This is a genomic window from Candidatus Thiothrix phosphatis (genome assembly GCF_035668035.1).
In the GTDB taxonomy this organism is placed as follows: domain Bacteria; phylum Pseudomonadota; class Gammaproteobacteria; order Thiotrichales; family Thiotrichaceae; genus Thiothrix; species Thiothrix phosphatis.
Map to the genome: position 1 here is coordinate 101,138 of NZ_JAYMYJ010000160.1, position 25,218 is coordinate 126,355.

General features: G+C 57.4%; 22 protein-coding genes. 9 read left to right on the plus strand and 13 right to left on the minus strand.

Going from position 1 to position 25,218, the window contains the following annotated elements; translation table 11 throughout:
* Positions 1-3 precede the first annotated feature (3 nt).
* A complete protein-coding gene (locus VSS37_RS21230; RefSeq protein ID WP_324698494.1) occupies positions 4-1,047 on the plus strand; it encodes a tRNA (5-methylaminomethyl-2-thiouridylate)-methyltransferase in 1,044 nt (347 codons plus the stop codon).
* Between the two features lie 129 nt (positions 1,048-1,176).
* On the plus strand, positions 1,177-3,267 hold the full coding sequence (gene fusA, locus VSS37_RS21235) for an elongation factor G (protein WP_324698495.1): 2,091 nt from the start codon (positions 1,177-1,179) through the stop codon (positions 3,265-3,267).
* Between the two features lie 157 nt (positions 3,268-3,424).
* On the opposite strand, the gene hisH is transcribed toward fusA, so the two are convergent.
* The 6 genes from hisH to VSS37_RS21265 all read right to left on the minus strand — a co-directional run bounded on the left by hisH (position 3,425) and on the right by VSS37_RS21265 (position 10,038).
* Complete coding sequence (gene hisH, locus VSS37_RS21240) at positions 3,425-4,063, minus strand: imidazole glycerol phosphate synthase subunit HisH (protein ID WP_324698497.1); 639 nt, start codon at positions 4,061-4,063, stop codon at positions 3,425-3,427.
* Positions 4,063-4,656, minus strand: coding sequence for an imidazoleglycerol-phosphate dehydratase HisB (gene hisB / locus VSS37_RS21245; RefSeq protein ID WP_324698498.1), 594 nt, complete (start codon positions 4,654-4,656; stop codon positions 4,063-4,065). Before hisB ends, hisH begins: the two co-directional genes overlap by 1 nt.
* Before the next feature lie 62 nt (positions 4,657-4,718).
* A complete protein-coding gene (locus VSS37_RS21250; RefSeq protein WP_324698500.1) occupies positions 4,719-5,504 on the minus strand; it encodes a sulfite exporter TauE/SafE family protein in 786 nt (261 codons plus the stop codon).
* Positions 5,505-5,533: 29 nt separating this feature from the next.
* Positions 5,534-6,673 (minus strand): ribonuclease D, encoded by a 1,140-nt coding sequence (gene rnd / locus VSS37_RS21255; RefSeq protein WP_324698501.1) that lies wholly within the window; start codon positions 6,671-6,673, stop codon positions 5,534-5,536.
* Positions 6,674-6,974: 301 nt separating this feature from the next.
* Positions 6,975-8,750, minus strand: a complete 1,776-nt coding sequence (locus VSS37_RS21260; protein ID WP_324698503.1) for a trypsin-like serine peptidase — start codon at positions 8,748-8,750, stop codon at positions 6,975-6,977.
* Positions 8,751-8,763: 13 nt separating this feature from the next.
* Positions 8,764-10,038, minus strand: a complete 1,275-nt coding sequence (locus tag VSS37_RS21265; RefSeq protein WP_324698505.1) for a hypothetical protein — start codon at positions 10,036-10,038, stop codon at positions 8,764-8,766.
* Positions 10,039-10,144: 106 nt separating this feature from the next.
* On the opposite strand from VSS37_RS21265, the gene VSS37_RS21270 reads away from it, so the two are divergent.
* The 6 genes from VSS37_RS21270 to VSS37_RS21295 all read left to right on the plus strand — a co-directional run bounded on the left by VSS37_RS21270 (position 10,145) and on the right by VSS37_RS21295 (position 17,751).
* Positions 10,145-10,492: an FUN14 domain-containing protein gene (locus tag VSS37_RS21270; protein WP_324698507.1), complete on the plus strand. Its 348-nt coding sequence runs from the start codon at positions 10,145-10,147 to the stop codon at positions 10,490-10,492.
* A 168-nt stretch (positions 10,493-10,660) separates the two neighbouring features.
* Entirely contained in the window at positions 10,661-11,056 is a 396-nt protein-coding gene (locus VSS37_RS21275) for a hypothetical protein (RefSeq protein ID WP_324698509.1), read from the plus strand.
* A 107-nt stretch (positions 11,057-11,163) separates the two neighbouring features.
* Entirely contained in the window at positions 11,164-12,768 is a 1,605-nt protein-coding gene (locus tag VSS37_RS21280; protein ID WP_324698511.1) for a hypothetical protein, read from the plus strand.
* Positions 12,769-12,915: 147 nt separating this feature from the next.
* Positions 12,916-14,796 carry an ATP-binding protein gene (locus tag VSS37_RS21285; RefSeq protein ID WP_324698512.1) on the plus strand — a complete coding sequence of 627 codons (1,881 nt, stop codon included), beginning with the start codon at positions 12,916-12,918 and terminating at the stop codon, positions 14,794-14,796.
* A 61-nt stretch (positions 14,797-14,857) separates the two neighbouring features.
* Entirely contained in the window at positions 14,858-16,651 is a 1,794-nt protein-coding gene (locus VSS37_RS21290) for an ATP-binding cassette domain-containing protein (RefSeq protein ID WP_324698514.1), read from the plus strand.
* Between the two features lie 320 nt (positions 16,652-16,971).
* On the plus strand, positions 16,972-17,751 hold the full coding sequence (locus VSS37_RS21295; protein ID WP_324698516.1) for a methyltransferase domain-containing protein: 780 nt from the start codon (positions 16,972-16,974) through the stop codon (positions 17,749-17,751).
* On the opposite strand, the gene VSS37_RS21300 is transcribed toward VSS37_RS21295, so the two are convergent.
* The 7 genes from VSS37_RS21300 to VSS37_RS21330 form a co-directional block, all read right to left on the minus strand.
* On the minus strand, positions 17,710-17,928 hold the full coding sequence (locus tag VSS37_RS21300; protein ID WP_324698518.1) for a hypothetical protein: 219 nt from the start codon (positions 17,926-17,928) through the stop codon (positions 17,710-17,712). The genes VSS37_RS21295 and VSS37_RS21300 overlap by 42 nt on opposite strands.
* Positions 17,906-18,856 (minus strand): hypothetical protein, encoded by a 951-nt coding sequence (locus VSS37_RS21305; protein WP_324698520.1) that lies wholly within the window; start codon positions 18,854-18,856, stop codon positions 17,906-17,908. The genes VSS37_RS21300 and VSS37_RS21305 overlap by 23 nt, the downstream gene beginning before the upstream one ends.
* 6 nt (positions 18,857-18,862) lie before the next feature.
* On the minus strand, positions 18,863-20,065 hold the full coding sequence (locus tag VSS37_RS21310) for an RtcB family protein (RefSeq protein WP_324698522.1): 1,203 nt from the start codon (positions 20,063-20,065) through the stop codon (positions 18,863-18,865).
* A 244-nt stretch (positions 20,066-20,309) separates the two neighbouring features.
* On the minus strand, positions 20,310-21,197 hold the full coding sequence (locus VSS37_RS21315) for a LysR family transcriptional regulator (RefSeq protein WP_324698524.1): 888 nt from the start codon (positions 21,195-21,197) through the stop codon (positions 20,310-20,312).
* Positions 21,198-21,346: 149 nt separating this feature from the next.
* Positions 21,347-21,910: a hypothetical protein gene (locus VSS37_RS21320; protein WP_324698526.1), complete on the minus strand. Its 564-nt coding sequence runs from the start codon at positions 21,908-21,910 to the stop codon at positions 21,347-21,349.
* Positions 21,898-23,085, minus strand: coding sequence for a class I SAM-dependent rRNA methyltransferase (locus VSS37_RS21325; protein ID WP_324698529.1), 1,188 nt, complete (start codon positions 23,083-23,085; stop codon positions 21,898-21,900). The genes VSS37_RS21320 and VSS37_RS21325 overlap by 13 nt, the downstream gene beginning before the upstream one ends.
* Positions 23,079-23,777: an SDR family oxidoreductase gene (locus VSS37_RS21330; RefSeq protein ID WP_324698531.1), complete on the minus strand. Its 699-nt coding sequence runs from the start codon at positions 23,775-23,777 to the stop codon at positions 23,079-23,081. The genes VSS37_RS21325 and VSS37_RS21330 overlap by 7 nt, the downstream gene beginning before the upstream one ends.
* Before the next feature lie 172 nt (positions 23,778-23,949).
* Between VSS37_RS21330 and VSS37_RS21335 the strand changes: the two genes are divergently transcribed.
* Entirely contained in the window at positions 23,950-25,185 is a 1,236-nt protein-coding gene (locus VSS37_RS21335; protein WP_324698533.1) for a YncE family protein, read from the plus strand.
* Positions 25,186-25,218: the final 33 nt, after the last annotated feature.

Sequence of the window (25,218 nt, forward strand, 5' to 3'; positions counted from 1 at the left end):
CCCATGACCCGACAATACCGCGCCGTTTCCCTGATTTCCGGCGGACTTGACTCCATGCTTGCGACCAAAGCGGTGCTGGAGCAAGGCGTACAGGTGGAAGGCATCAATTTCTACACCGGCTTTTGCGTGGAAGGCCATACCCACGCCATCCGCAAGCAGGACAAGGCCAAGCCGAAACGCAACAATTCGCTGTGGGTGGCGGAACAGCTTGGCATCAAGCTGCACATCGTCGACATCGTGGATGAATACAAGGATGTGGTGCTGAACCCGAAGCACGGTTACGGCGCGAACATGAACCCTTGCCTCGATTGCAAGATTTTCATGGTGAAGAAGGCGCACGAGTGGATCCGGAAACACGCTTTCGACTTCATTATTACGGGTGAAGTCGTCGGGCAGCGCCCCATGTCGCAGCGTTCCGCCACCATGCCGATAGTCGCACGGGAATCAGGGGCGGAAGACTTGCTGTTGCGTCCGCTGTCCGCGCATAACCTGCCGCCGAGCCTGCCGGAGCGCGAAGGTTGGGTTGATCGGGAAAGGCTGTTCGGTTTCAGTGGGCGTAGCCGCAAGCCGCAGATGGCGCTGGCCGCACAATGGGGCATTGAGGAATACGCCCAACCGGCGGGCGGCTGCTGTTTCCTCACGGACGCCAATTACACCCACAAACTGAAAGATTTGTGGGCGCACCGCCCCAGTCGCGACTATGAGCTGGATGACATCATGCTGCTGAAAATTGGTCGGCACCTGCGCCCACGCCCGCATTTCAAGATGATCGTGTCGCGTGAAGAGGGCGAAACCAATTTCCTCGAAGGCTACAAGAACCAGTTCACCTGGATTAAAACCGCCAGCCATTCCGGCCCCCTGACCATTCTGGATGGCGATGGCATCACGGATGATGACATTGAACTGGCGGCGCAAATTTCCGCCAAATACAGCAAGGGCAAAAGCGAACCAGCCGTGGTGTGCAAGGCGGCGAGGCCAGGGGAAACGTTCCGCGAAATCAGCGTTGCGCCATTGGCGGGCGAGATTCCTGCAAGCTGGCTGTTATGAGCAATTCCTTAACGAAAAAATCATTGAAACGACGGATTTGGGCTTGAAATTCCTCTTACTCCGTGCTTCAAGATGCTTTACAATCGCCCCCTTACCGCAATTCATGCGTTTTCTTTGAGATTTGGACTAATGACTGACTTAACACTCTACCGAAACATCGGCATTTTTGCCCACGTCGACGCGGGCAAAACGACAACAACTGAGCGTATCCTGAAACTGACGGGCAAAATCCATAAGATCGGTGAAGTACACGAAGGCGAATCCACCATGGACTTCATGGAGCAGGAAGCCGAGCGCGGCATCACCATCCAGTCCGCAGCGACCACCGCATTTTGGAAAGGCCACCGTTTCAATATCATCGATACCCCGGGGCACGTTGACTTCACCATCGAAGTTTACCGTTCACTGAAAGTCCTGGATGGCGGTGTCGGCGTATTCTGCGGTTCCGGCGGTGTTGAGCCACAGTCAGAAACCAACTGGCGCTACGCCAACGAATCCAAGGTTGCGCGCATCATTTATGTCAACAAGCTGGACCGTATCGGTGCCGATTACTACCGCGTTGTGCAGCAGGTGGAAGATGTGCTGGGTGCGAAGCCAGTCGTCATGGCCCTGCCAATCGGTTTCGAAGACAGCTTTGTCGGCGTGGTTGACCTGCTGACCCGTAAGGCATGGGTATGGGACAACTCCGGCGACCCAATGAACTACGAGATTCAGGAGGTGCCTGCCGACATGACCGAAAAGGTCGAGGAATGGCGCCACAAGCTGGTCGAGACTGCGGTTGAGCAGGACGACGAGATGATGATGATGTACCTGGAAGGTGAAGAGCCATCCATCGACGACCTCAAGCGTTGCATCCGCAAAGGCACCATCGCGCTGGACTTCTTCCCGACCTTCCCTGGCTCCTCCTTCAAGAACAAGGGTGTGCAGCTGGTGCTGGATGGCGTGGTTGATTACCTGCCGAACCCGACTGAAGTCAACCCGCAGCCAGAAACCGACTTGGAAGGCAACCCGACCGGCGAATTTGCCATCGTTGACCCTGCCCGCCCGGTGCGTGCGCTGGTGTTCAAGATCATGGATGACCGCTTTGGCGCGCTGAACTTCGTGCGTGTGTATTCCGGCACCCTGAAAAAAGGCGACACGTTGCTGAACACGTTCACCGGCAAGACCGAGCGTGTTGGCCGTATGGTGGAAATGCACGCCAACGACCGTTCTGAAATTGAAACGGCGCAGGCGGGCGACATCATTGCGCTGATCGGCCTGAAAAACGTCCAGACTGGCCACACCCTGTGTGACGTGAACAAGCCCGCCACGCTTGAGCCGATGGTGTTCCCTGATCCGGTCATTTCCATTGCCGTTGCGCCTAAAAACAAGAGCGCTGCTGAGAAGCTGGGCATGGCACTGAACAAGATGATTCAGGAAGACCCGTCCTTCCGTGTCGAGACCGACCAGGAAACCGGCGAAACCATCCTCAAAGGCATGGGCGAGCTGCATCTCGACATCAAGGTTGACATCCTCAAGCGTACCCATGGTATTGAAGTTGAAGTCGGCAAGCCACAGGTTGCGTACCGTGAATCCATCACCATGCGGGTGGAAGACAGCTACACCCACAAGAAGCAGTCCGGCGGTTCCGGCCAGTACGGTAAGATCGATTACACCATTGAGCCGAACGAGGCAGGCGCTGGTTATGCGTTTGAATCCGTGGTTGTGGGCGGTTCCGTCCCACGCGAATTCTGGCCTGCGATCGACAAGGGCTTCCGGGAAAGCATGGGCAGGGGGCCATTGGCTGGCTACCCAGTCGTAGACGTGAAAGTGACCCTGCGCGAAGGTGCTTTCCACGCGGTTGACTCTTCCGCCATTGCGTTTGAAATTGCAGCCAAAGGCGGCTACCGTCAGACCATGCCGAAAGCTGGCCCGCAGATTCTGGAACCGATCATGAAAGTCGACGTGTTTGTGCCCAGCGATTACACCGGCGACGTCATCGGCGACCTGAACCGCCGCCGCGCCATGATCAAGTCCCAGGACACTGCGCCTATCGGCGTGCGCGTCAAGGCTGATGTGCCGCTGTCCGAAATGTTCGGTTACATCGGCGACCTGCGCACCATGACTTCTGGCCGTGGCCAGTTCTCCATGGAGTTCTCGCATTATGCGGCGTGCCCAAGGAACGTCTCTGACCAGGTCATCAAGGAAGCCCAGGAACGCAAGAAGGCTGCCGAAAACTAAGGCAGGCCAATGGACGGAAGCGGCTTACGCCGTTTCCGTTCCTGGCGACAACAAAAAATCCCCGCTGGGCGACTGGCGGGGATTTTTTGTTGTAAACCTGAATTTGGGTTAAGAAAGGAAAAGCTGCACTGGCAGTGAAATTCGGGCAAACGTGGCCCTACACCACCCAGTTGACGAAGTTTTCCAGCAGTTTCAGGCCATCATCCGCTGATTTCTCCGGGTGCGCCTGGATCGAGAACACGTTGTCCTTCGCTATCGCGGAGGCGTAGCTGATGCCGTAATCGGTTGACCCGGCGATCAAATCCGGCGTGACCGGCTCCACGTAATAGCTGTGCACGAAATAAAAGCGCGCCCCATCTTTGACGCCTTGCCACAGCGGGTGCTCCATCTGTTGCCAAACTTGGTTCCAGCCCATTTGCGGAATCTTCAGGCGCACGCCGATTTCCTGATGCACATTGCGGAAAAAGCGCACATTGCCTGCGTAGACGCCGAGGCATTCGATGCCGCCGTTTTCTTCGGAATGTTGCATCAGCACTTGCATCCCCATGCAGATGCCAAGGAATGGCTTGGTCTGGATGACTTCGCGCACCACTTCGGCCATGCCGCGCGTTTCCAGCTCGCGCATGCAGTCGCGCGCCGCGCCCTGCCCCGGAAACACCACGCGGTCAGCCTGCACGATCATGTCGGGGTCGGAAGTGACGGCGACGCTGGCTTTGCCGCCAGCTACGTGCGTGACGGCGCGCTCCACCGAATGCAGGTTGCCCATGTTGTAGTCGATGATGGCGATCTTCTGCATTACAGGCTCCCCTTGGTGGATGGCATGATGCCTGCCATGCGTGGGTCAAGCTCCAGCGCCATGCGCAGCGCACGGCCAAAGGCTTTGAAGATGGTTTCGGCAATGTGGTGGGCGTTGCGCCCGCGCAGGTTGTCGATGTGCAGCGTTATCAGCGCATGGTTCACAAAGCCCTGGAAGAATTCGTAAAACAAATCAGTGTCGAATGCGCCGATATGCGAGCGCAAGTAGTCGGCATGATGCTCCAGCCCTGGCCTGCCAGAAAAATCGATGACCACGCGGGAAAGCGCCTCATCCAGCGGCACATAGGCGTGCCCGTAACGGCGGATGCCTTTCTTGTCGCCAACTGCCTTGGCGAACGCCTGCCCCAAGGTGATGCCGATGTCTTCCACCGTGTGGTGGTCGTCGATGTGGCGGTCGCCCCGGCACTCGATTTCAAGGTCGATCATGCCGTGGCGGGCGACCTGATCCAGCATGTGCTCCAAAAACGGGACGCCGGTGTCAAAGCGGGCTTTGCCAGTCCCATCCAGGTTGATGGTGATGCGGATCTGGGTTTCGAGCGTGTTGCGTTCCACGCTGGCGGTGCGTTCGGTCATGGGTGCGCCTGTTGTGGTAAATCTCCCCGGATATTACCACAACCCCGCTGACGGGCGGCAAGTTACAGCACTGAATGCAGCATCTTCAGGCTCAACAGGATCAGCAGCAAGGCGAAGGCTTTTTTCAACGTGGGGATCGGCAATGAATGCGCCAGATGCGCCCCAAACGGTGTGGTGAAATAGCTGACGCCGGAAATCAACACGACCGCAGGCCAATAGATGTAGCCCAGCGTATGTTCCGGCAACCCGGCTTGCCCCCAGCCGTTCAGCAGGTAGCCCAGCGCGCCTGCCAGCGCAATCGGCAGGCCGACAGCGGCGGAGGTGGCGATGGCGTTGCGGATATTGACGTTGCACCAGGTCAGGTAAGGCACGGTCAGCGAGCCACCGCCAATCGCCACCAGCGCCGACACCGCACCGATCGCCGCGCCGACGGAAGCCAACACTGCCGCGCCCGGCAGCTCACGGTGCGGTTTGGGCTTCACGTTCAAAACCATTTGCAGGGACACATAGGCCATGAAGCAGGCAAAAAAGGTCGCCAGATGCCGTGAAGACAGGTAGGTCGCCAAGAAGGTGGCGGCGAAAGTCCCCAGCAGAATCCCCGGCGTGATGTGGCGCACCACCGGCCACAACACCGCACCCTTGGCGTGATGCGCGCGCAGGCTGGACAGGGAAGTCATAACGATCGCCGCCATTGAGGTTCCCAGCGCCAGATGCACCACTTGTCCGCTGGGGAACCCTTTGGCAATGAACAGGGTGGTCAGCGCAGGCACCATCATGCCGCCGCCGCCGATGCCGAATAATCCGGCGAAAAAGCCTACCGCCGCGCCCAGCGCCAGCAGGATCAACAATAAATGGATGTCCAGGGGATTGCTCCTTGTCAGTGCTCCACCACCAGCCGCTGATTGCGCACGCGCAAGCTGGCCGCGCCGGTCAGCACTTCGGTGAACAGGTCGTTGACCAGCGCGCCGCGCCAGTCATCCGATACCGTCGTGCGCCCTTCCTCCAGCATTTTTTCGATTTGCGGGCGGGTGGCGATCATTTGGGCGGAAATGTCATTTTCACTGGCGACCTGATTGAGCAGGGCGGTCAGCAGGTCGGCCAGCACGCCCATATTGTCGTCCAGCTTGCGGCGGCGCGGCAGTTGCGGCCATTCCTCCTGCGGCAGGCTTTGCCCGTGTTGGATGCAGGCAAGCCATTCACCGGCGTTGCGCTCAATCTGTTCTGTGCTGAGGCCGCGAATCTGGTTGAAGGCGTCGGCGTTTTTGGGCTGCATCTTGGCCATGTCCAGCAGGATTTCGTCGGAAAGTATCCAGCGCCGGGGGATGTCCCTGTGCAAGGCGCGTTCTTCCCGCCAAGCAGCCAGTTCGCGCAGGATGGCCAGCTGGCGGGATTTGAGGATTTGCACGCCCTTGACCCGCTGCCAGATGGTGCGCGGATCAATGGCGTAGCTGGCAGGGTCGGTCAGTTTCTGGAAGGGTTTGTCCAGCCATTTCATGCGGCCAAGTTGTTCCAGTTGCTCCCGCAGCAGCAGGTAGGCGGTGCGCAGATGGCGCACATCATCAATGGCGTATTCCAGTTGCTTGCTGGTCAACGGGCGGCGCGCCCAGTCGGTGCGGGACTGGGATTTGTCCAGTTGCACCCCAAGCAAATGTTCCACCAACCGGGCGTAACCCAATTGGTCGCCCATGCCGAGTACGGCGGCGGCGATCTGGGTGTCAAAAACCGGCGTGGGGACCTTGCCGCTGAGGTGGTGGAAAATTTCCAGGTCTTGCCACGCGGCGTGCAGGACTTTCAGGCGGTGTGGTTCGTCCAGCCAGTCGAGAAACGGCTGCAAGTCGTCAATTTGCAACGGGTCAATACAGGCGAGGACATCAGCGCTGCCGATCTGGATCAGGCACAGGCGGGGATAGTAGGTTTTCTCGCGGATGAATTCCGTGTCGAGCGTAACCCATGGCGCATGGTCGAGACGGGCAAGCAGGTCGGCCAGTTTTTGGTTGTTGTCGATGTAGTCAAACATGAGCGTTGGTTTGAGGGAATGAATGTTGGTGATTGTACGGCAAACCGGAAATTAATCCATTTGCATGGAAAGCGCCTGGATTTGTGCGCTGCAAAGTGAGAGTTTAATAATATTTTAAATATCAACTGTTTGTTGACAGCAAGTTGGCTTTTATGCGAATTTTGGGAATCCAAAAATATTGTATACAAAGCCTTATACACCCGTTTTAAACCGCTAGTGAGGGTAGTCGCCATGCGCAGTATTGCTAGGTTGCGTATGGTTCTGAGCGGGAAGCCCGGCCTATAGGCCGGGCTTTTTTTATTCAGTTTGAAGCGTTTAGGACAGGGTTGAGATAGGCGGCGACCGCTGAGGGGGTGTTGCGTCCCGAGGCGCTGACATCCAGCCCTTGCAATAGGGGTGCGCCGCGCAGCCCTATCAGGTAACGCAGCAGCAGCACACCATCCTTGCTGGCGTCTTTGCTGCCGTCGTTGTCGATGTCCATGATCTGCATGACGGAAGCAAGCCGGGATTCCAGCGTGGCAATATCCGGGGTCTGGCTGGTGACACCATCCAATAGCTGCGTTCCTCGGGTGCCTTGCAGGTAACGGTTGATAATGACGCCTTCCACCAATGCGGCGGCGGGTTTGCCGGAATCGATCAGCCGCAACGAAGGCGGCGACCCGGCAGCGCCCAGCCAAGTGCTGATATAGGGCCAAGTGCTTTCAAACCGGCTGTATTCGTCGGGGGCGCTTGTGTTGGAGCAGTCGGACGAGCCGCCCAAGAGCGTGCCATTCAGATAACGGGTGCCGTTTTGCTCCACCCAAATACCCGAACCACTGCTGCCAGGTGCCGTGATGCCGGTGCTCCACACCACTTTGGAAAAGTCGCCGTTAGGGTCGGCGATAATGGTGTAGCCGCCATTGCTGAGGGAAAGGCGTGCATGGGCTTGGAACTTGCCTTGCGCATATTTCTTGGGGTAACCGAGGGCGTGGTGGATGCCGACAACCTCCTGGTTCTCCGTCAATGGCGTGGTTGTCCAGCCGGACATCGTGACACCGGCAGGCGGGTTGTTGTTCAGGCGTAACAGGGTGGTGTCGAGGGTTGTCTTGGTCATCAGCAATTGCGCGCCGCCGCTGGTCTGGACAGCGCTGGCACCGCTGCCGCCACAGGTGGGGTTGGAATACAGCCAGAACAGATCCATGCTGCTGGCCGACAACTGGTTGTCAACGCAGTGCGAGGCGGTGAAAAAATACGGAACCTGGGTGTACGGGTCTTGATCTGCCAATACCGTTCCCGAGCAGAGATAGCTTGCGCCGTTGCTGTCCGTGAAGACATAGCGCGCCACGGATTTGCCGGTTTCCTGCCATGCGGCGCTGGCGCAGGCGAGATCCACCTGGCAACTGGCATAATCGGCGGACTTGTAAATGTTGGGGTTGCTTTTCATCTGGCTGCTGGCCGGGTCGACAACCAGGTGGGACAGGCGGGGAACGCTCAACGCCACGTCGCTCGCCGTGACGCCATCAGGCAGGAACAGCTCCATGCCCAAGGTTTCGCCCGTCACGGTTGGTGACCAGAAGGGTTCGGCGGATTCGGTGTAGGGGCCGAACACCGTGGCGGTGTCGCTGGGCGCGTAAAAACGCAGCTCAACGCCAGCAGGAGCCTTGCCCAACAGGACTTGCGCCCGTACCCGCGCCGCGCCGGTGGAGGTCAGGCTGTAATGCGCAACCTTGCCGCCGCTGACGGGCGTCCATTGCCAACTGCCCAGGTCAATGGGTTGGCTGAGGCTGTCCGGCAGGTTGCGCCCAATGCCGGCCCGGTAGGCTTTTTCGTTGCTGGCGTTTTGCAGCGACTGGATTTCGCTGTCGGTCAAGGCCGGTAAGGTGATGGCGTTGGCGGGGGTGCTGCTGGCGGCAGAGGCTGAACGCGCCGCTGCCGTGGCAGGTTTCAGGCGTAAGGTCGGTTGCGTTGCAACCGGTGACGCCGGAGGCGCTTGAAATGTTTCCGGTTCAGCCCTGGCCGGGCTGGAATGGCTGTCGCTGGCGGCGACTACGGTGTTGGTCAGCAGCAGGAGCAGACAGGCAAGAGAAGCGGCTTTCATTGATGTATTACCCTTAATTAGGCAGGCTGCCGGGCATAATGTAGTTGGTGCTGTTGGTGGCGTTATCCGGTGCCAGCAGAATGTCGCCCAGGAGGGTGTTGACATCATTGTCCGGCCCTGAGTACAGCGTTTTGCCATCCAAATTCAGGTCAGCCGGGTTGTAACCAACCAACTGGTAGTTGATATGGGCGGTTGGGTTGGCGGCGCTGGTCACGACGGTGCTCAGGATGGCGTTTTTGTCATTGCCTGGCCCTTCTGTGATCAACCTGTTGTCGTGGTTGACATCGCCGGTTGGCAATAGCCGGATGGAGCCTTGCTGGATGCGGATGTCTTGCCCGTAAACGGCTTGTGTGGGGGAGGCGAAATTCAGCAGTCGTGGGATGCTGGAGAGGGCAATCGGCGCTGCGCTCATGATCCCCAAATGGTTGCGGTGGCGCAAGGCGATGAAATAATTGCCTGATGCTGTGTTTGCAAACACCAGGGCGTTGCTGCCGGTGGCCGCATCCACCACATCCCCGTCGCGTTGCAGCAGGGCGGCTTTGGCGGCCAACCGGGTTATCGGGTTGGCCTTGTCGCGCAGCTCCACCAGCACCCAGTCAACCGGGGCATTGGCACCGGAGGTGTTCAGTATGCTGGCAGTGGTGGTTTCCGCGCCCGTATAGCCAAGGTCAGCGTAAGGCTGCGCCAAGGGGATCAGGTTCGCGCTGCGCAGGCTGTCCCGCATCAGGCTGGTGGTTGTTTCATACGCGCCTTGCAGGAATGCCTTGATGTTGATGCTGACGTTTTCAGCTGCGATTTTGACCGTCATGGGCGTGGTCTGGAACGCAGCCCCATCAGCGGTGTCCACAGCCGAGGTGCGGATGTAGGTTGTGCCGACAAAGCCAGTTTTCACAGCAAAGGTAATTGTCGCCAGATTGAGGGGCAATTCATCTGCCCCCGGCCATTGCGCAGTGACGTCCACCCACGGCATGATGAAATACTTGTCAGTGGTGGGGTCGGCGTCAAAATCCTGCGTATCTGCCGTGATCTCGCCAACTGGTTGGAGGCCATAGGCGAAACGGTTGCTGACGTTACTTGACTGCAAGGCGTTGGAGTTGAAGTGGACGCGCAACCCTAGCCCGGTTTCCGTGCCATCTTGTGGGGCGGAAAGTGTATAGATAGGTGAAAAAGTAATCGTTGTGCCGCTGCTGGCCGATTGGTTAGGCTGGGCAGGTGTTATAATTTGAGCGGCGTGAACAGGCAGCGCCAGCCATAACAGGACGCAAGTCAGCGTGACAGAGTGCTTCATGCCGAGGGGTTATCCATGATATTTTTTATGATTAGCGGTAAACTTATCAGAACCATCTCGGCGATTAAAACTCAAATTACCCAAACGGTATCATAAAGGGCAAATAATGAACGACTACCCCATCCATTCGTCGCCTCAAAGTGACATTTTGTCTTCTGCCTTCTTGCTTGGAAATGTGGGGGCACCTTTTGTCATTGGTTTGGCTGTCGGCTATTTCGCCAAAAAAATGTTGCGGCTGGCCCTGTTTCTGGGAGGGGCAGCGATTGTGTTGTTATTCGTCACCGAGTATTACGGTATTACAGAAATGACAGATGAGAAGCTGCAAAGCGCGGCTACCGCTGCTACCGGCATCGCCAAACAGTCCGGTGGTTTTCTGATGGAGCGTCTGTCGCACATCACCAGCAAGGGCGTCAGCGCAGTGGCGGGCTTCTTTGTTGGCCTAAAAATTGGCTAGGCCAGGGCATTTGCAATGGTTCGCCAGACGTGTTAGGGCGGGATGTTTCCGTTAACTCCCCTTGGGATTGTCTGATTGTCTATAATGAACAAATCTGTACAGCTGGTGTCGATAGAGAAATGTTACCTCCCCAATCCATACCGAATACGCCCAAAAAAGGTTGAACCCATGAAATACCTGACTGCCCTGCTGGTAATGGCTGGAATGATGATTCACCCAATGGTTCTGGCTGATGATGCGGTTTCCATGCAGCAGTCGGCTGATGCTGGCACCGCAACGGAAAGCAATGCTTCCGCTGTTGCTGACCTATGCAATACGTATGCGAAAGAAGACGGCGTCGCCGCCGACAAAAAAGCTGGTTACCTGAACGCTTGTTTGAACAGCATGACCGATTTGAGCGAAGGCATTCAGGAAGATTTGCCCTTGGTGGCGGAAGATAGTGGTGAAGCGGTCGCAGCCCCTTCTTCTGAGCAGGTTAACCGCAATAGCCCTGAAAAACTGGTGCAAGGGGAATTGGTTGAAACGCCTGACCCCGCAGCGGAGCAGTTGAATGCTGGTAAATAATTCAGCTAATCAATATTAAAATAAATTAATTTAAATATTTTATTTTACTTGTGCCACGGAATTGCCGATAAATAAGTATATTTGATTAACTTATCGGGCAAACGCAAATGATTGGGGTATTCGTCACCTTCTGGCGGCATCGGCAGGCAAAAAGCGCCCTAAACGGTTTGCAGGAACCCATCCAGGATAAGCTGATCGGACGGCGGCAGGATCTGGTGATGCTGGACCAGGCATGGCGGGATGAATCCACCAATCTGTTCCTGCTCAATGCATTGGGCGGCTCCGGTAAAACTTCCTTGCTGCAAGCGTGGTTGAGCTCGCTGGAGCGGGATGGCTGGCGGGACGCGGACAAAGTCTATGGCTGGTCGTTTCCCGATGTCACGGATGATGTTGATGTGCAGGCGTTGACAGATGAATTCATTGGGCATGCGCTGAATTGGTTCGCTTGCGATCTGAAGCTTCCCTCCCGCCCCCTTGAACGGGTCAATTTATTATGCAAATTGGCCCAACGCCACCGCACTTTGCTGGTGCTGGATAATTTTCCCAGTTTTGAGCTGGAAATCGAAGGTGAACACAACGCCCAAAACGCCCATCCTTTGGGCGTTTTGCTAAATTCCCTCGCAGCTTACAACCCCGGCCTTTGTGTCATCGCCGCCCGTGAGCCATTGCCCGTCAGCGAAATTTTCCAACAGCACATCATCCAATACACCTTGCCGGAACTAGGGATGGATGCGGGCGCTGACCTGCTGCGCCAACGCGGAGTCATGCTGCCGCCGGGAACGTTGCGTAAGCTTTCCCACGATTTTTGCGGGCATCCGCTGACGTTGGATCTGTTAGGCTCCTACCTGGGCAATGGCGGGGAACTGGCGGATGTGAGTGCGATCCTCGCCTGGCGCGACAAGGAGCGTGAAGGCCTGCAAACCCGGCGGGCGCTGGCCATCTTGGAAAACTGGCTGTGGCAAACGCCGGAGTTGCTATTGCTGTATCTGGTCAGCCTGCTTGACCGCCCTGCCACCCAGAAAGACCTGTATTTGCTGCTGCATAGCCAGCGGCAGGCGTGGTTTCAGCGCTGGTTGCGGCCGGATGAAACCCTGCAAGCCCTTGCGCCCTTGAGCAAACTTAGCCTGCGTGATTTTTCCCGGGTACAGCGGCACCTGTATAAACTGCGCCTGATTTCATCCGCCCCGGATACCGGCGCGCTGGAAATGCACGCCCTGTTGCGGACTTATTTCCGCGAGCGGGTCAGGGCCCGGTTTCCCGGCATTCCGGAGCGCTTGCAGCCGGTACTGGAAAAATGCACGCAAACCCTGTCGGCCATCCTGCCGCCCGCCGCGCCTGTTTTGCCTGGTGCCGGTGTTGAACGGCGCTTGGGGTTTGCCGACATGCAGGCAGCCATCAAGGCGACCCGGTCACTGGGCGTCAAATTGGAAAAATCTGCCTTACAAAAGCACTGGTACCGGGCTTCCATTATCGCCAATCACCTCTGCGAACATCACCTGATCCTTGGCAATCTGTCCGCCGCCATGTACTGCGCCCGCCGTGGGGTCGCGTATGCGGAACTCAGCCGCGACCAGCCTAGCCTGTTGCAGAACATGAAACTGTTGACCCGCCTGTTGCGCCTGACTGGCGGGACGCGTGAAGCTGCATTCCTATTGCAGCGCACCCGGACGGTTTGTGGCAAGGAAACCTCTGCGCCACGGCTGACAGCGTAGGCCTGCTGAACTTTTTGCACAGGGGGGTGACTGAATGACTGGGGGCTGATTGGGCTATCGCCGTTGGCAAGCCGCTTGACATCGGGGGATGATTTGCTACTTTGTAGCCACATAAAAATATTTTACGGGCATTGGGGACTTTACAGAATGATCAAGATTTTTATCCGTGATGAGGACGGATGTAATGCGGCTGTTGACACACGCGATGCTGTCAGGCAGCAGCAACTGGCGGGCGTATTTGGCCGCAGTGAGGAAATCGGGCTGCTCACTCAGGCTTGGACAAGCTCTCAATCGCATCTGTTGCTGCTGAACGGCGCGACCGGCGTGGGTAAGACCGCCCTCTTGCAAAAATGGCTGCATTCGATGCAAAGCAAGCAATGGCTTGATGCCGACGCGGTTTATTGCTGGTCGTTTTACCCACCCGACCTCGCCCACTCCATCCAAGATCCAGTGGAAGAATTTTTTCACCATGCCTTGCTCTGGTTTGGCGGGGAGGAAGCCGCTGCCTGCCCCAATTTGCTGCAAGGGGAAATGCTGGCGCGGTTGTCGCAATCCCACCATACCCTGCTGATTCTGGACGGGTTGGAAATCCTGCAAGCCAGAAGCGGCAGCAGCATCGGCAAACTGGGCGACCCGCGCATGCTGACCTTGCTGGAGCGGTTGGCGGAACACAATCCAGGCTTGTGCGTCGCCGTCAGCCGGGAGCCGCTGGAAGGCGGGTTCGCCACAAAGGCGGGCGTGCAGCGGTATGGCCTGGAAAATCTGCCAGAAGAGGATTGCATCGGACTGCTGCGTTACAAAGGCGTGCAGGGGGAAGATGACAGGTTGCGGCAGATGGCGGTGGATTATGGGCAAAATCCCCTGACACTGACTTTGCTGGGCGGCTATCTGGCAGTTTGGCACGGCGGTGACTGGCGGCGGATGGATCGGATTCCGGTGCTGATGGACCAGCAGCAGGATGGGCGCCAGGCTCGCCGCATCCTGGTCGCCAACGCGACGGAGCTGGCGGGGAAACCTGGCGAATCCTTGCTGTACCTCCTCAGCATGCTGTATCGCCCGACCCACTGGAGCAGGCTGGAAAACCTGCTCGGAGCAAAGCGCGGCTGGCCATTGCTGCGCTTGTTCCAGAAAAAAAACCAGGACAATTACAGCAGCCTGGTGGCGTCGTTTGGGCGTTTGGGGCAGAAAAAACGTTACGAGGCCACCCTGCAATTACGGGAATTGGGCTTGCTGTCGCTGACCGGGCGCTGTTTCTGGCTGCCGCAATGGGTGCGGGAGGCTTACCAACGGCAGTTCCGGTATGACTGGCCGACAGCGTGGAAAGAGGCCAACCAGCGGCTGATGCTGTTCCACGCCACCTTGCCGAAAGAGCCGGAAGCGCTGGACATTACGCCGCTGTCCGCTATGCAGCCGCGCATCCCGTTCAGCACCGTCCCATTGGATGCCGTTACGCCGCCGGAAACAGCGCCAGTGGATGTGGCGATGGTGGAAGCAGCCCTGCGGGTCATGGCTACCGAGCCGGTTGCAGAAACAACCCCGCTGATGGCGGAGCCGCAAGAGGCGGAAGCGCCTGCAATAGTGGTGGCACAAGAGGCGGAAATTGTTCCTGGGGAAACCGACGCTGTTGAGGCGGAAGCTGTTCCAGAGGCAGACGTTGTTTCGGTGGAGGAAGCCGTTGACGCCATCGTGGTGGAAACGCTTCCCACTGTTTCCGGGCAGCCCGCACTGGATCTGCCGGAAATGGAGACGGAGGCGTTGGCTCCCGCCACTATTGCCGAGGAACCGCAGGCAATTGCGCCGGAACCCCAAGCAGTGGCGGCGAACATTGTGCCATTTGTTCCCCGTGTGACCATCACCAGCGCCGACTTGCAAGAAATTGGCCAGCTGGCCGACCAATTGCAGCAGTTCCATAACTCCTTGCAGATGCTGCAAATCCGCACCAAAAAATTCCAGAAATGCATCCGGCAACTGGATAAAGAAGTGCAATCCATGCACTATCAGCATACGAGGACACGCACAGGCTCATGAGGAAAATGGGGCTGTTGCTTGTCCGCAAACAGCTCCATTTTGCATTATTCCGACGGGTATCATGGCCTTACTGCATCTACGCAATATCCATCTCGAAAACGGCGACAACCGCCTGTTCGACAGCGTCGACCTGACGATTGAGCAGGGCGAACGCTTGTGTCTGGTCGGGCGCAACGGCACCGGCAAATCCACCCTGATGAAACTGTTATGCCGCGAAGTCATTGCGGATGACGGCGACATCATCCATTCCCCCGACCTGAAAATCGCCCGGTTGCAACAGGATGTGCCACATGGCAGCGCTGCCCGTGTGTTCGACATCGTGGCGCAAGGGCTGACCGACTTGCATCCGGAAGACGAATGGCAGGCGCAATGGAAAGTCGACGCCGTGCTCTCCCGCTTGCAACTGGATGGCGAGGTCGCTTTCGACAGCCTCTCCGGCGGCTGGAAGCGCCGCGCCCTGTTGGCCCGCGCGCTGGTTTCCGAGCCCGATTTGCTGCTGTTGGACGAGCCGACCAACCACCTCGACATCCCGGCGATTGAGTGGCTGGAAAACTTCCTGCTCGGTTACAAGGGAACCTTGCTGTTCGTGTCGCATGACCGCGCCTTCGTGCAAAAGCTCGCCACCCGCATCATCGAGCTTGACCGGGGCAGGCTCACCAGTTGGGTCGGGACTTATCAGCAATACCAGGAACGCAAGCAGGCGGCGCTGGAGGCCGAAGCCCAGCAGTCCGCCCTGTTCGACAAGCGCCTGGCGGAAGAGGAAACATGGATACGCCAGGGCATTAAAGCGCGCCGCACCCGCAATGAAGGCCGTGTGCGCCGCCTGGAAGCGATGCGCGAGGAATTCAAACAGCGCCGCAACCTGCAAGGCAAGGTCAAGGCCGAAATCGGCCAGGCGGACGCTTCCGGCAAAATTGTGATTGACGCAACCAAGCTAGATTACGCTTGGGGTGACAAGCCGTTGATCCACCATTTCAGCACCACGGTATTGCGTGGCGACAAGATCGGCATTATTGGCCCCAATGGGGTAGGCAAGACGACCCTGATCAAGCTGTTGTTGGGTCAGCTCAAACCGGATTCCGGCCAGTTGGAATTGGGCGCGCGTTTGCAGGTGGCCTATTTCGACCAGCACCGCGCCCAGTTTGAGGATGAAAAAAACCTGCGCGACAACCTCGCGCCCGGTTCCGATTACGTCGAGATCAATGGGCAGAAACGGCACATCATCAGCTATTTGCAGGATTTCCTGTTCACGCCGCTGCAAATCCAGAAGCCGGTGAAAGTGCTGTCCGGCGGCGAACGCAACCGCCTGTTGCTGGCGCGCCTGTTCGCCCAGCCCTCCAACCTATTGGTGCTGGATGAGCCGACCAACGACCTTGATGCCGAAACCTTGGAGCTGTTGGAAGAGCTGCTGATTGATTATCCGGGCACCTTGCTGCTGATTTCGCATGACAGAAGTTTCCTCAATGCCGTGGTGACCCGTAGCCTCGTGTTTGAAAACGGCACAATCGGCGAATACGCGGGCGGCTATGACGACTGGTTGCTGCAACGCCCGGAACCCGCCGTGGACAAGCCCGCCGCCAAGCCCGAAAAACCGGCGGAAAAGCCTAAAGCCGAAACCAAACCTGCCAGCAAGAAAAAACTCAGCTTCAAGGAACAGCGTGAGCTGGAGCAATTGCCCGCCCGCCTTGAAAAGCTGGAGGCTGACATCAATGCCTTGCAGGCGGCGATGGGGTCGGCAGCGTTTTACCAGCAGGACAGCGCAGTGATCACCGCCAAACAGGCTGAATTAGAGGCGTTGGAGGCTGAACTGGAACAGGCGTTCGTTCGTTGGGAGGAGCTGGAGCAACAGGCATAAAAAAACCGACTGGCATATATACCAGTCGGTGAAAAGTGCGCCAGATGAAATGGTCAGTTGAGGGGTCCTCTGGCACACAGAAGCAAATAGTGAAACATTGCCCCCTGTCTGGTTGGCCCTGCGTCAATAATTGCGACTTATGAACATCCTAACAAAGAAAAGGTAAACGGGGGTTTACACAACAAAAATTTTTGTACAATTTTTAAAAAAAATTGCGCCATTACCTAGGAGGAGCCATAGGTGTGGCGAATGGGTGGGTTTATTGATTTGTATAATTCTTTTTGTGCAGCACAGGTAATTGATAATCAAAGGAATAGTTCATGCCAGACAACAAGCAGGATAGGATGTTTGATGGGCTCGCCCAACGTTTCCAGCAAAAAATTTACGATGATCCGCGCGGTGTAATCCGTTTGGCCATCCTGCAGGACGATCTGGAGCCGTTGGTGGTCCAGGCAAAGCGGCCTTTGCAGATTCTGGATGCGGGCGGCGGGCTGGGGCAAATGTCCATCTGGCTGGCGCAACAGGGGCATCAGGTGGTGCTGGCGGAACCCTCCGCCGAAATGTTGCAACGGGCGGAAGCCGCCATTGATCGGGAAGGCTTGCAGGATTCCATCCATCTGGTGCAGCACAGCGTGCAGGAACTAGCCGACAAAGGCTGCGGGCCGTTTGACCTGATCGTGTTCCATGCCGTGCTGGAATGGCTGGCCAAGCCGCGCGAGGTGCTGGAGCAGTTGTTGTGTTGCCTGAAGCCGGGCGGCTGGCTGTCGCTGATGTTCTTCAACTACCATTCAACCGTCATGCGCCGCCTGATTGCGGGGGATTTTGAGACGCTGCGTAAAGGCGCCATCGCCAGTAACGGGCAGAGGGGGTTGGCACCGATTTCCCCGCTAAAGCCAGATGAGGTGTCCGGTTGGTTGTTGGAGATGGGGATGTTGGTGGAAACGTGGTCTGGAATCCGCTGCTTTTACGACTACATGCATCACAGCGTCCGCAAGCAGGCGGATTTGGCGGAAGTTATGCCACTGGAGCGGCAATATTCGCAGCAGGAGCCGTGGCGCTCACTGGCGCGTTACCAGCATATGCTGTGCTGGAAGCAGTAATGTCGCCAGCCAGTCGGCGGAGCCGGAAAATCCGGCCCCTGCCTTGTCCAGCAACCGGCGCAGCTGCTGTTTGCCTGCCTGCCGTTTGGCGGAATTGCTTTTCTCATGCACGCCCCCCCGATGGATGAACAGGTTGCGGGCGACGGGGTTGCGGCTACGCCGCTGCTTTTTTGCCATTTGAAGTCTCCTGTGTTGGCAGTTTGAACCATTGCGCCTTACCGTGCCGTTGCAGGTAATGCACGTAACGGACTTGTTTGAGGAAGTCCGGCGCTTCGCTGGTTTTGGCGAAGCAAAACTTTTTCGGCAGTTCGGTGTACAGGTAACGCGGCGGCTTGCCGTAATGGTAGTAACGCTCGATGCCCTTGAGCCGGTTGCCGGTGTCATAGCTGTGGTAGAACACTTCGCGGATGCCCAGGTCGCGGCGGATCAGGCATAGCACGGCGGTCAGGATGGCTTCGTCCCACACTTTCGCGTAAGGGCGCAGCACTTCGCGGTATTGCCGCATATTCTCCGCGCCGTAATTCCAATCCTGCTCCCGATCCGCCGCGTTTTTCACCCAATCGGATTGCAATTCCTCGATCAGCGCCTGATTGGTGGCGAAATCGAGGTCAATCCGCGCCCAGGCCAGCGTTTCCAGTTTGCCATCCTGACGCACCGGGTGCCCGTGGTAGGAAAACGGGGCGATATGCTCCGTGTTGATCAGTTCCTTGAAATGTTTCTGGTGGTCGCTGGCGAAATTCAGTTGCAGCACCAGCTCATAGCCGGTGCGCACCGTCTGTTTCCAGTGGCGGTCGGTCTTGTCATCCGTGCCCCATTCATCCAGCGTGAGGATGAAATTGAGCGGGGTGTGTTCGCGGTATTTCGCCAGCACCGCCTCCAGATGCCAGGTTTCCAACTGGCCATTGCCCGCCAGCGCCAAGGCTTCCATGACAATCGGCTTGTTCAGCAGTTTGGCGTAAGGGGAGCGGCGCAGCGCGCCAACCCCCATGCCATCGCCGATGTAGTCCTTGAGCAACTGGAGGGCGTAACTGTCCGGCGCGTAGCGGAACACCTTGCGCTTGCCGCCCAGGCACTCGCGGATCATGTCGACTTGTGTTTTTTCCATGATTGGTCACCCTTTCACGCAAATCACCTGTTTCAACGTATGTACGACCTCGACCAGGTCGGTTTGGTTCTGCATCACCACGTCGATGTCCTTGTAGGCGCCGGGAATTTCATCCACCACACCCTTGTCCTTGCGGCATTCGATCCCGGCGGTCTGGGCTTCCAGGTCGCGGGTGTTGAAACGCCGTTTGGCCTCACTACGGCTCATGCGCCGCCCTGCGCCATGCGAACAGGAGCAGAACGATTGCGCATTCCCAAGGCCGCGCACGATGTAGGATTTCGCCCCCATGCTGCCGGGAATGATGCCGAGCTGCCCTTGCTGCGCGCTGATCGCGCCCTTGCGGGTGACGTACACTTCCGCGCCGAAATGCGTTTCCTGCTGCACGTAGTTGTGGTGGCAGTTGATCGCCTCGCGCGTGGTGGTGAAGGTCGGCAGATGCTTGCTGGTTTGCAGCGCATCCAGCACCAGCCGCATCATTTCCCGGCGGTTGACCATGGCGTAATCCTGCGCCCAGCTGACCGCTTGCACGTAGTCATCGAAATGCTGCGTCCCTTCGGTGAAGTAGGCCAAATCCTTGTCTGGCAACTGGCCGAGTTCGCGCCCGACATCCTTTTTGGCCTTGGCGATGAAATAGCGCCCGATCGCATTGCCGATGCCACGGCTGCCGGAATGCAGCATCACCCACACATCATCGCTTTCGTCGATGCACAGCTCGATGAAATGGTTGCCACCGCCGAGCGTGCCGAGCTGCTTGCCCCAGGTGCGGTGGAAGTTTTTCATCATTTTCACCAGGCCAGAGTGCTTGTCGGTGATCGTGTCCAGATGCTTTTCCATGTTTTTCAGGGTGGAACCCTGCGTGGATGGCTTCTGGTGTTCGTCGAAACCGGTCGGCACACGTTGCTCGATCGCGCTGCGGATGGAATACAGGTTGTCGGGCAGATCGCTGGCTGTGAGCGACAGGCGCACGGCGTTCATCCCGCAGCCAATATCCACCCCGACCGCCGCCGGGATGATCGCGCCTCGGGTGGGGATCACCGACCCCACAGTTGCGCCAATACCGGCGTGCACATCGGGCATCGCGGCAATGTGGCTGTGAATGAAGGGCAGTTGTGACATATTCCCCAGTTGCGTGAGGGAAGCGCTGTCCACGTCGGCGGTAAAAATTTTCACCGGAACCTTGCCCTTGTTGAGCATAAAACTGATAGGCATAAAAAAACCCCGTTGGTTTTTTGGGCCATCCGGGGTTTTCAGGCAGCGTATCTGTGCTGCATATTTCTTACACCGGATGACTGGATCAATCAGTCTCCCGGCGCAGTGCGGGAGACACTTAGCTTGCTTGGTTGTTCCTTATGTGTTTCAGCATGTCAAATGTCTCCGTAAATGAGGTTGATAATGGCGGGAAGTGTAGCCTAACCGCCACGGCTGTCAAGAGGGGGAATGTTTGCCTGGATAGTCAGATTTCCGCCAGTTTGACGCGTTGCATGACATTGCCCACCGCCGATTCCAGTTGGGAGCGAACCCACTGGTGGGCGACATCGCCTTGATGGCGCTTATGCCACAGCATGAAAATAAAGATGGACGGTAGGGTAAAAGGCGTTTTGATCGCCTTGAATGCCGACAATGCGCCCAACCGCAACATGCCCGGTGCCAGCGCCAACAGGTCGCTGCCGCGCATGAAGCTGGCCATGTCGGAGAAATTGGGCACGCGGACGGCAACCTGCTGTTCCAGTTCACGGGAAATCGGCGCGCTTATCGGGGCGGCGCGTTGCCCATCCACCAAGTTCAGGCCGATGTAACGGGCCTGCCGGAAATCTGCCAGCGTGCGCGGCTGTTCACGCGCGCTGCTGTCGAAGAAACAGCACGACTGGTCAATGAACAGGCGTTTGTAGAGAATATCGGAGCCATCCGGCGCGACTGGGGACAGCAACAAATCCGCCTTGCCGGTGCGCAACAGCTCTACGGACGGGTATTCGGCAATGATGGTGCGCAGGGAAAACTCCTTGGTTTCGCTGGCGACCTGTCGGTACAGTTCCGGCAAAACCAGATCGCGCTGGAAATCATTGGTCCCCACCGTGAAGCGCAAGGATGCCTGCTTGGGTTTGAAATCCTGTTCGATCGTCAGTTGTTGCATGCCGGACAGCACTGAGCGGATGCCTTCCGCCAGATGTTCGGCGCGGGCGGTGGCGACAATTTCTTGCCCGCCGGTGCGCACAAACAAGGGATCCTGAAAGACGGAGCGCAATTTGGTGAGGTTGTTGCCAATGACCGTTTTGGTGATCCCCAGCTTGTCGGCGGCGCTGGCAATGGAACCCTGTTCCAATACGGTCAGGAATATGTGCATGGAATGCCCATCCAGGGCCAGATAATCATTTTCTCTCATAATACAATGAGCGTAGCAGCCCATTTTTATTTATTGAAATTTATAAAAAAATTCGAGCAATTAATATTTTTTTGGATAACGCGGGTTTGTCAGGAAAACCCACGCGCTCATCAGAATAACGCCAACGCCAGCAAGACCAGCCCAATCACGGCCAGCAGCAGCACGAACAACAGCGACAATACGCCCAGCACCAGTGAGAATGGGTTCACCAGCGTGCCGATGCTGAGGTAGGAACCCAGCAGTTCACGGGCTTCCGACGCCATCGAGCCGATGCTCCACAGGCTTTTGGCGGAGCTGATGAAGCCCAGTTTCGGCGTATTGCCTGCCTGGATGCCTTGTACGGTCTCGCGGATTTCGCCCTTTGCATCATCCACCATGCGCCCGGCAATATTGGGCAAATCCTTGAGCTCCTCCAACGCCCACCAGAAGCGCAGCAGGATCAGGATCGGCAACAACGCCACCCCCGCGACGATCAGTGCGCTGCTCAGGGAGAAATGTTTCAGGAAATATAACCAGATGAAAATCCACACATCCAGGCCGACGCCCAATAAAGCGGCGAAACGGATCTTGTCGGATACGCTGTCCACCAGCGGCAACAGGCGGGTGAAAATGTCCAGCAGCCGCTCCTTCACATCAGCAGGCTGGGTGGCGGCGGGTTGTTTTACTTCTGACATATCAGTCCTTTCAGGTAATAGCCTTCGGGAAACGCCAGCCGGGTCGGATGGTCGGCGGCCTGATCCAGCTTGCGCAGGATGCGGGCGTCACAACCGGCGTCAACTGCCGCGTCGGCGACGATTTTCTGGAACAGGTTGCTCTCCATCAAACCGGAGCAGGAAAAGGTGAACAGCAGCCCGCCCGGTTTCAGCAGCTTGAAGCCGAGCAGGTTGATGTCCTTGTAACCGCGCGCGGCTTTTTCCAACTGGTTGCGGTTGTCGGCGAATTTGGGCGGGTCCAGCACCACGATGTCGAACTGGCGGCCTTCGTTGCGGTATTCGCGCAGCAGTTTGAATACATCGCCGCAGACGTTTTCCATCTGGGCGGGCTGGAAACCGTTCAGGGCGGCGGTTTGGGCGGCCAGTTCCAGCGCCGGTTGCGAGGCGTCGATATTGACGGCGTGTTCCGCCCCACCGTGCAACGCGGCGATGGCGAACCCGCCGGTGTAGGCAAAGCAGTTCAGCACGGTCTTGCCGCTGGCGTATTGCTGCAATTGGCTGCGGTTGTCGCGTTGGTCGAGGTAGAAGCCGGTCTTGTGGCCATTGTGCGCATCCACCCGGTAGCGTCGGCCTGCTTCCTCAATATCGATGCATGCAGGCGGCGGTGTGCCCCGAAGGGTGCCGGTGATGTTTTCCAGCCCTTCTTTTTTACGCACATCCACGTCAGAGCGCTCGTAGACGCCATGAGCGGGTACCGCTTCCAACAGGGCGTCCGCCAGCGTCTGTTTCCAATGTTCCGCTCCGGCGGTCAGGCATTGCATCACCAGCCAGTCGCCGAACTTGTCGACCACCACGCCGGGCAACCCGTCGGATTCGGCGTTGACTAACCGGTAGCCGGAATTGTGTTCTGGGATGCCGAGTTGCTGGCGATAGGCCAGCGCCTGCCGGATGCGCTCAAGGAAGAAACTGCGGTCGATCACGGCATCCGCAAATGTCCACAGCCGCACCTGGATTTGCGAGGCGGGCGACCATGCGCCCAAACCCAGCAGGTCGCCATTGGCGGCACGCACTTCAACAGTTTCGCCGGATTGCGGTTTGCCTTTGAGCTTGTCCACCGCGCCGGAAAACACCCACGGGTGGTGGGCGCGGACATTTTTATCGCGCCCATTTTTGAGGATGACTTGTCCGTTTACCACGGAATGTCGCCGCCATCGATGTCAATGAACCGCCCTGAATCGGCGAAGGCAACCTTGGCGAGGTTGCGCTTGAGGGCGGTGACGGATTCTTCCACGGACAGCTCGCCGTTGGGGCCGCCCATGTCGGTGCGCACCCAACCGGGATGCAAGGCGACCACGGCGATTTTCCGGCGGGCAAGGTCATGCGCGGCGCTCACGGTGACCATATTCAACGCGGCCTTGCTGGAGCGGTACAGGTAACTGCCGCCAGAGGTGTTATCGGCGACGCTGCCCATCTTGCTGCTCATGTTGGCGATGATTTTGTGTTCGCTGAGGGCTACGTTGGCGGCGAAATCCTGCATCATCAGCATCGGGGTGATGACATTGATGCGCATGACTTCCAACCATTCGTCGGTTTTGCAGTGGCCGAAACTCTGTGTCGCCCAGTTGCCGGAAACCCCAGCGCTGTTGAACAGGATGTCGATGGGTTGGCCCTTAAGCTGGGCGGCGAGCGCTTGGCGTTGGGCGTCGTTGGCGACATCCAGCAGGCAAACACTGACCCCGCCTTTGGTGGCGGCGGCCAATTTGTTGAGTTCATGGGCGTTTTCCGGGGAACGGCAACAGGCCAGCACGTCCCACCCGTCAGCAGCATACTGGCGGGTGATTTCCAGACCGATGCCACGGTTGGCTCCGGTGATCAGGAGGGTTGGCATGATGGAATCTCCTCTTTTTGTGGATGGGTGCAGTATACCAGCGTCAATCCGGCTTTTGGGTTGTTCCGGTTTCGACAAGCTTAATTTATCATTTTAATTTATTATGATTATATGTATATAATTTAGGGTAATCACTTTTCCCGGCAACAATGATAAATAACAAGGGGCTTTCATGAAATCAGGCAAAATTTTTCCGGTAGTCGTGCTGTCCAGCTTGTTGGTGGCTTGCGGCGGCGGCACCGGTGCGGCATTTTCCAGCGTTAAGGCAAACACTTCCACGGATACAGGGACGGGCAGCGGCTCTTCTTCCAGCAGCAATTCTTCAACAGGCGGCAGCAGCACAGGTTCCGGCAGCAGTTCCTCTGGCACGGACAGCAATTCCTCTTCCGGCAGTGACACAGGTTCCGGCAGTTCCACTGGCTCTGGCTCCACCACCAGCACGGTCAAGCAGTTGGCGCGCAATGCCGTGGATGCCGACTACAGCGATTCGCTGGAGCGTCTGATAACGGCCAGTTCCTCGCCGGATAATGCGCTGAACATTATCAACCCCACTACTGGCGAACAGCAGGCAGTCCCGTTGAACCTTGCTCCCACCAGCCTGGCGCTCAGTCCGGATGGCAAGATGGCGGTGGTGGGGCATGCCAATGGCGTCACCTACATCAACCTGCAAACCGCCAGCGTGGTGGGTGCTTACAACAACATTGGCTTTACTGTGTTTGACATCGCGCTGGACGCCAATGGCATGGCTTACGCCACACCGACGGACAACGTGAGCTGGGCTCCCTTGAAAGCCATTAACCTGGCTACTGGGGAAGTCAAGACAGGCTCCCAAATCAATGACCTGGCGGGTTCCTATTTGCAGTTTGCGCCTGCACAAAAGGCGCTGTACATCCTGTATAAAGGTGCTGTGGTGGATTTGGAGAAAGCTGACACTTCGGTGACGCCGCCGGTTGGGCTGTATGATTCCCCGTACAATGGCGATTACGACATGGGGGGCGCTGACGCCAAAGGTTTCTGGATAACAGAAGATGGGGGTTATCTCCTGACTGCTGGCGAAACCCTGTTCCGCACGGCCACTAGCGAAGACCAGGACATGCTGTTCCAGCGCAGCCTGGCGGATAGCGATGGCGATTTCAACACCACGCTGATGCATGCTGACAGTTCCCAGGAAGCGGGGCAAGTTGCGGTCATTTTAAACAAAGGGGTTACGGGAACCAGTTCCGATTACAGGGTGAAAACCTACTCTATGCCCAACCTTGTGCTGGTCGAGGAAAAAACACTGACGGATTTAAAACCGTCAACCAGCACTGACCCGGTAACGCCACAATTCGTCTTTTTCAACAGTGATGGCAGCAAACGCTATGTGGTGCTGAAACAAGGGGATGGAACGTATTTGAGGACACTTTAATCACCAAGGGCTGGTATTTTTACAACTAGGGGC

Bases quoted from the DNA above. Each gene is read 5' to 3' on its own strand.
- VSS37_RS21230 (WP_324698494.1), top strand. From the start codon at position 4: ATGACCCGACAATACCGCGCCGTTTCCCTGATTTCCGGCGGACTTGAC.
- fusA (WP_324698495.1), top strand. From the start codon at position 1,177: ATGACTGACTTAACACTCTACCGAAACATCGGCATTTTTGCCCACGTC.
- hisH (WP_324698497.1), bottom strand. From the start codon at position 4,063: ATGCAGAAGATCGCCATCATCGACTACAACATGGGCAACCTGCATTCG.
- hisB (WP_324698498.1), bottom strand. From the start codon at position 4,656: ATGACCGAACGCACCGCCAGCGTGGAACGCAACACGCTCGAAACCCAG.
- rnd (WP_324698501.1), bottom strand. From the start codon at position 6,673: ATGTTTGACTACATCGACAACAACCAAAAACTGGCCGACCTGCTTGCC.
- VSS37_RS21260 (WP_324698503.1), bottom strand. From the start codon at position 8,750: ATGAAAGCCGCTTCTCTTGCCTGTCTGCTCCTGCTGCTGACCAACACC.
- VSS37_RS21265 (WP_324698505.1), bottom strand. From the start codon at position 10,038: ATGAAGCACTCTGTCACGCTGACTTGCGTCCTGTTATGGCTGGCGCTG.
- VSS37_RS21270 (WP_324698507.1), top strand. From the start codon at position 10,145: ATGAACGACTACCCCATCCATTCGTCGCCTCAAAGTGACATTTTGTCT.
- VSS37_RS21275 (WP_324698509.1), top strand. From the start codon at position 10,661: ATGAAATACCTGACTGCCCTGCTGGTAATGGCTGGAATGATGATTCAC.
- VSS37_RS21280 (WP_324698511.1), top strand. From the start codon at position 11,164: ATGATTGGGGTATTCGTCACCTTCTGGCGGCATCGGCAGGCAAAAAGC.
- VSS37_RS21285 (WP_324698512.1), top strand. From the start codon at position 12,916: ATGATCAAGATTTTTATCCGTGATGAGGACGGATGTAATGCGGCTGTT.
- VSS37_RS21290 (WP_324698514.1), top strand. From the start codon at position 14,858: ATGGCCTTACTGCATCTACGCAATATCCATCTCGAAAACGGCGACAAC.
- VSS37_RS21295 (WP_324698516.1), top strand. From the start codon at position 16,972: ATGCCAGACAACAAGCAGGATAGGATGTTTGATGGGCTCGCCCAACGT.
- VSS37_RS21300 (WP_324698518.1), bottom strand. From the start codon at position 17,928: ATGGCAAAAAAGCAGCGGCGTAGCCGCAACCCCGTCGCCCGCAACCTG.
- VSS37_RS21305 (WP_324698520.1), bottom strand. From the start codon at position 18,856: ATGGAAAAAACACAAGTCGACATGATCCGCGAGTGCCTGGGCGGCAAG.
- VSS37_RS21310 (WP_324698522.1), bottom strand. From the start codon at position 20,065: ATGCCTATCAGTTTTATGCTCAACAAGGGCAAGGTTCCGGTGAAAATT.
- VSS37_RS21315 (WP_324698524.1), bottom strand. From the start codon at position 21,197: ATGCACATATTCCTGACCGTATTGGAACAGGGTTCCATTGCCAGCGCC.
- VSS37_RS21320 (WP_324698526.1), bottom strand. From the start codon at position 21,910: ATGTCAGAAGTAAAACAACCCGCCGCCACCCAGCCTGCTGATGTGAAG.
- VSS37_RS21330 (WP_324698531.1), bottom strand. From the start codon at position 23,777: ATGCCAACCCTCCTGATCACCGGAGCCAACCGTGGCATCGGTCTGGAA.
- VSS37_RS21335 (WP_324698533.1), top strand. From the start codon at position 23,950: ATGAAATCAGGCAAAATTTTTCCGGTAGTCGTGCTGTCCAGCTTGTTG.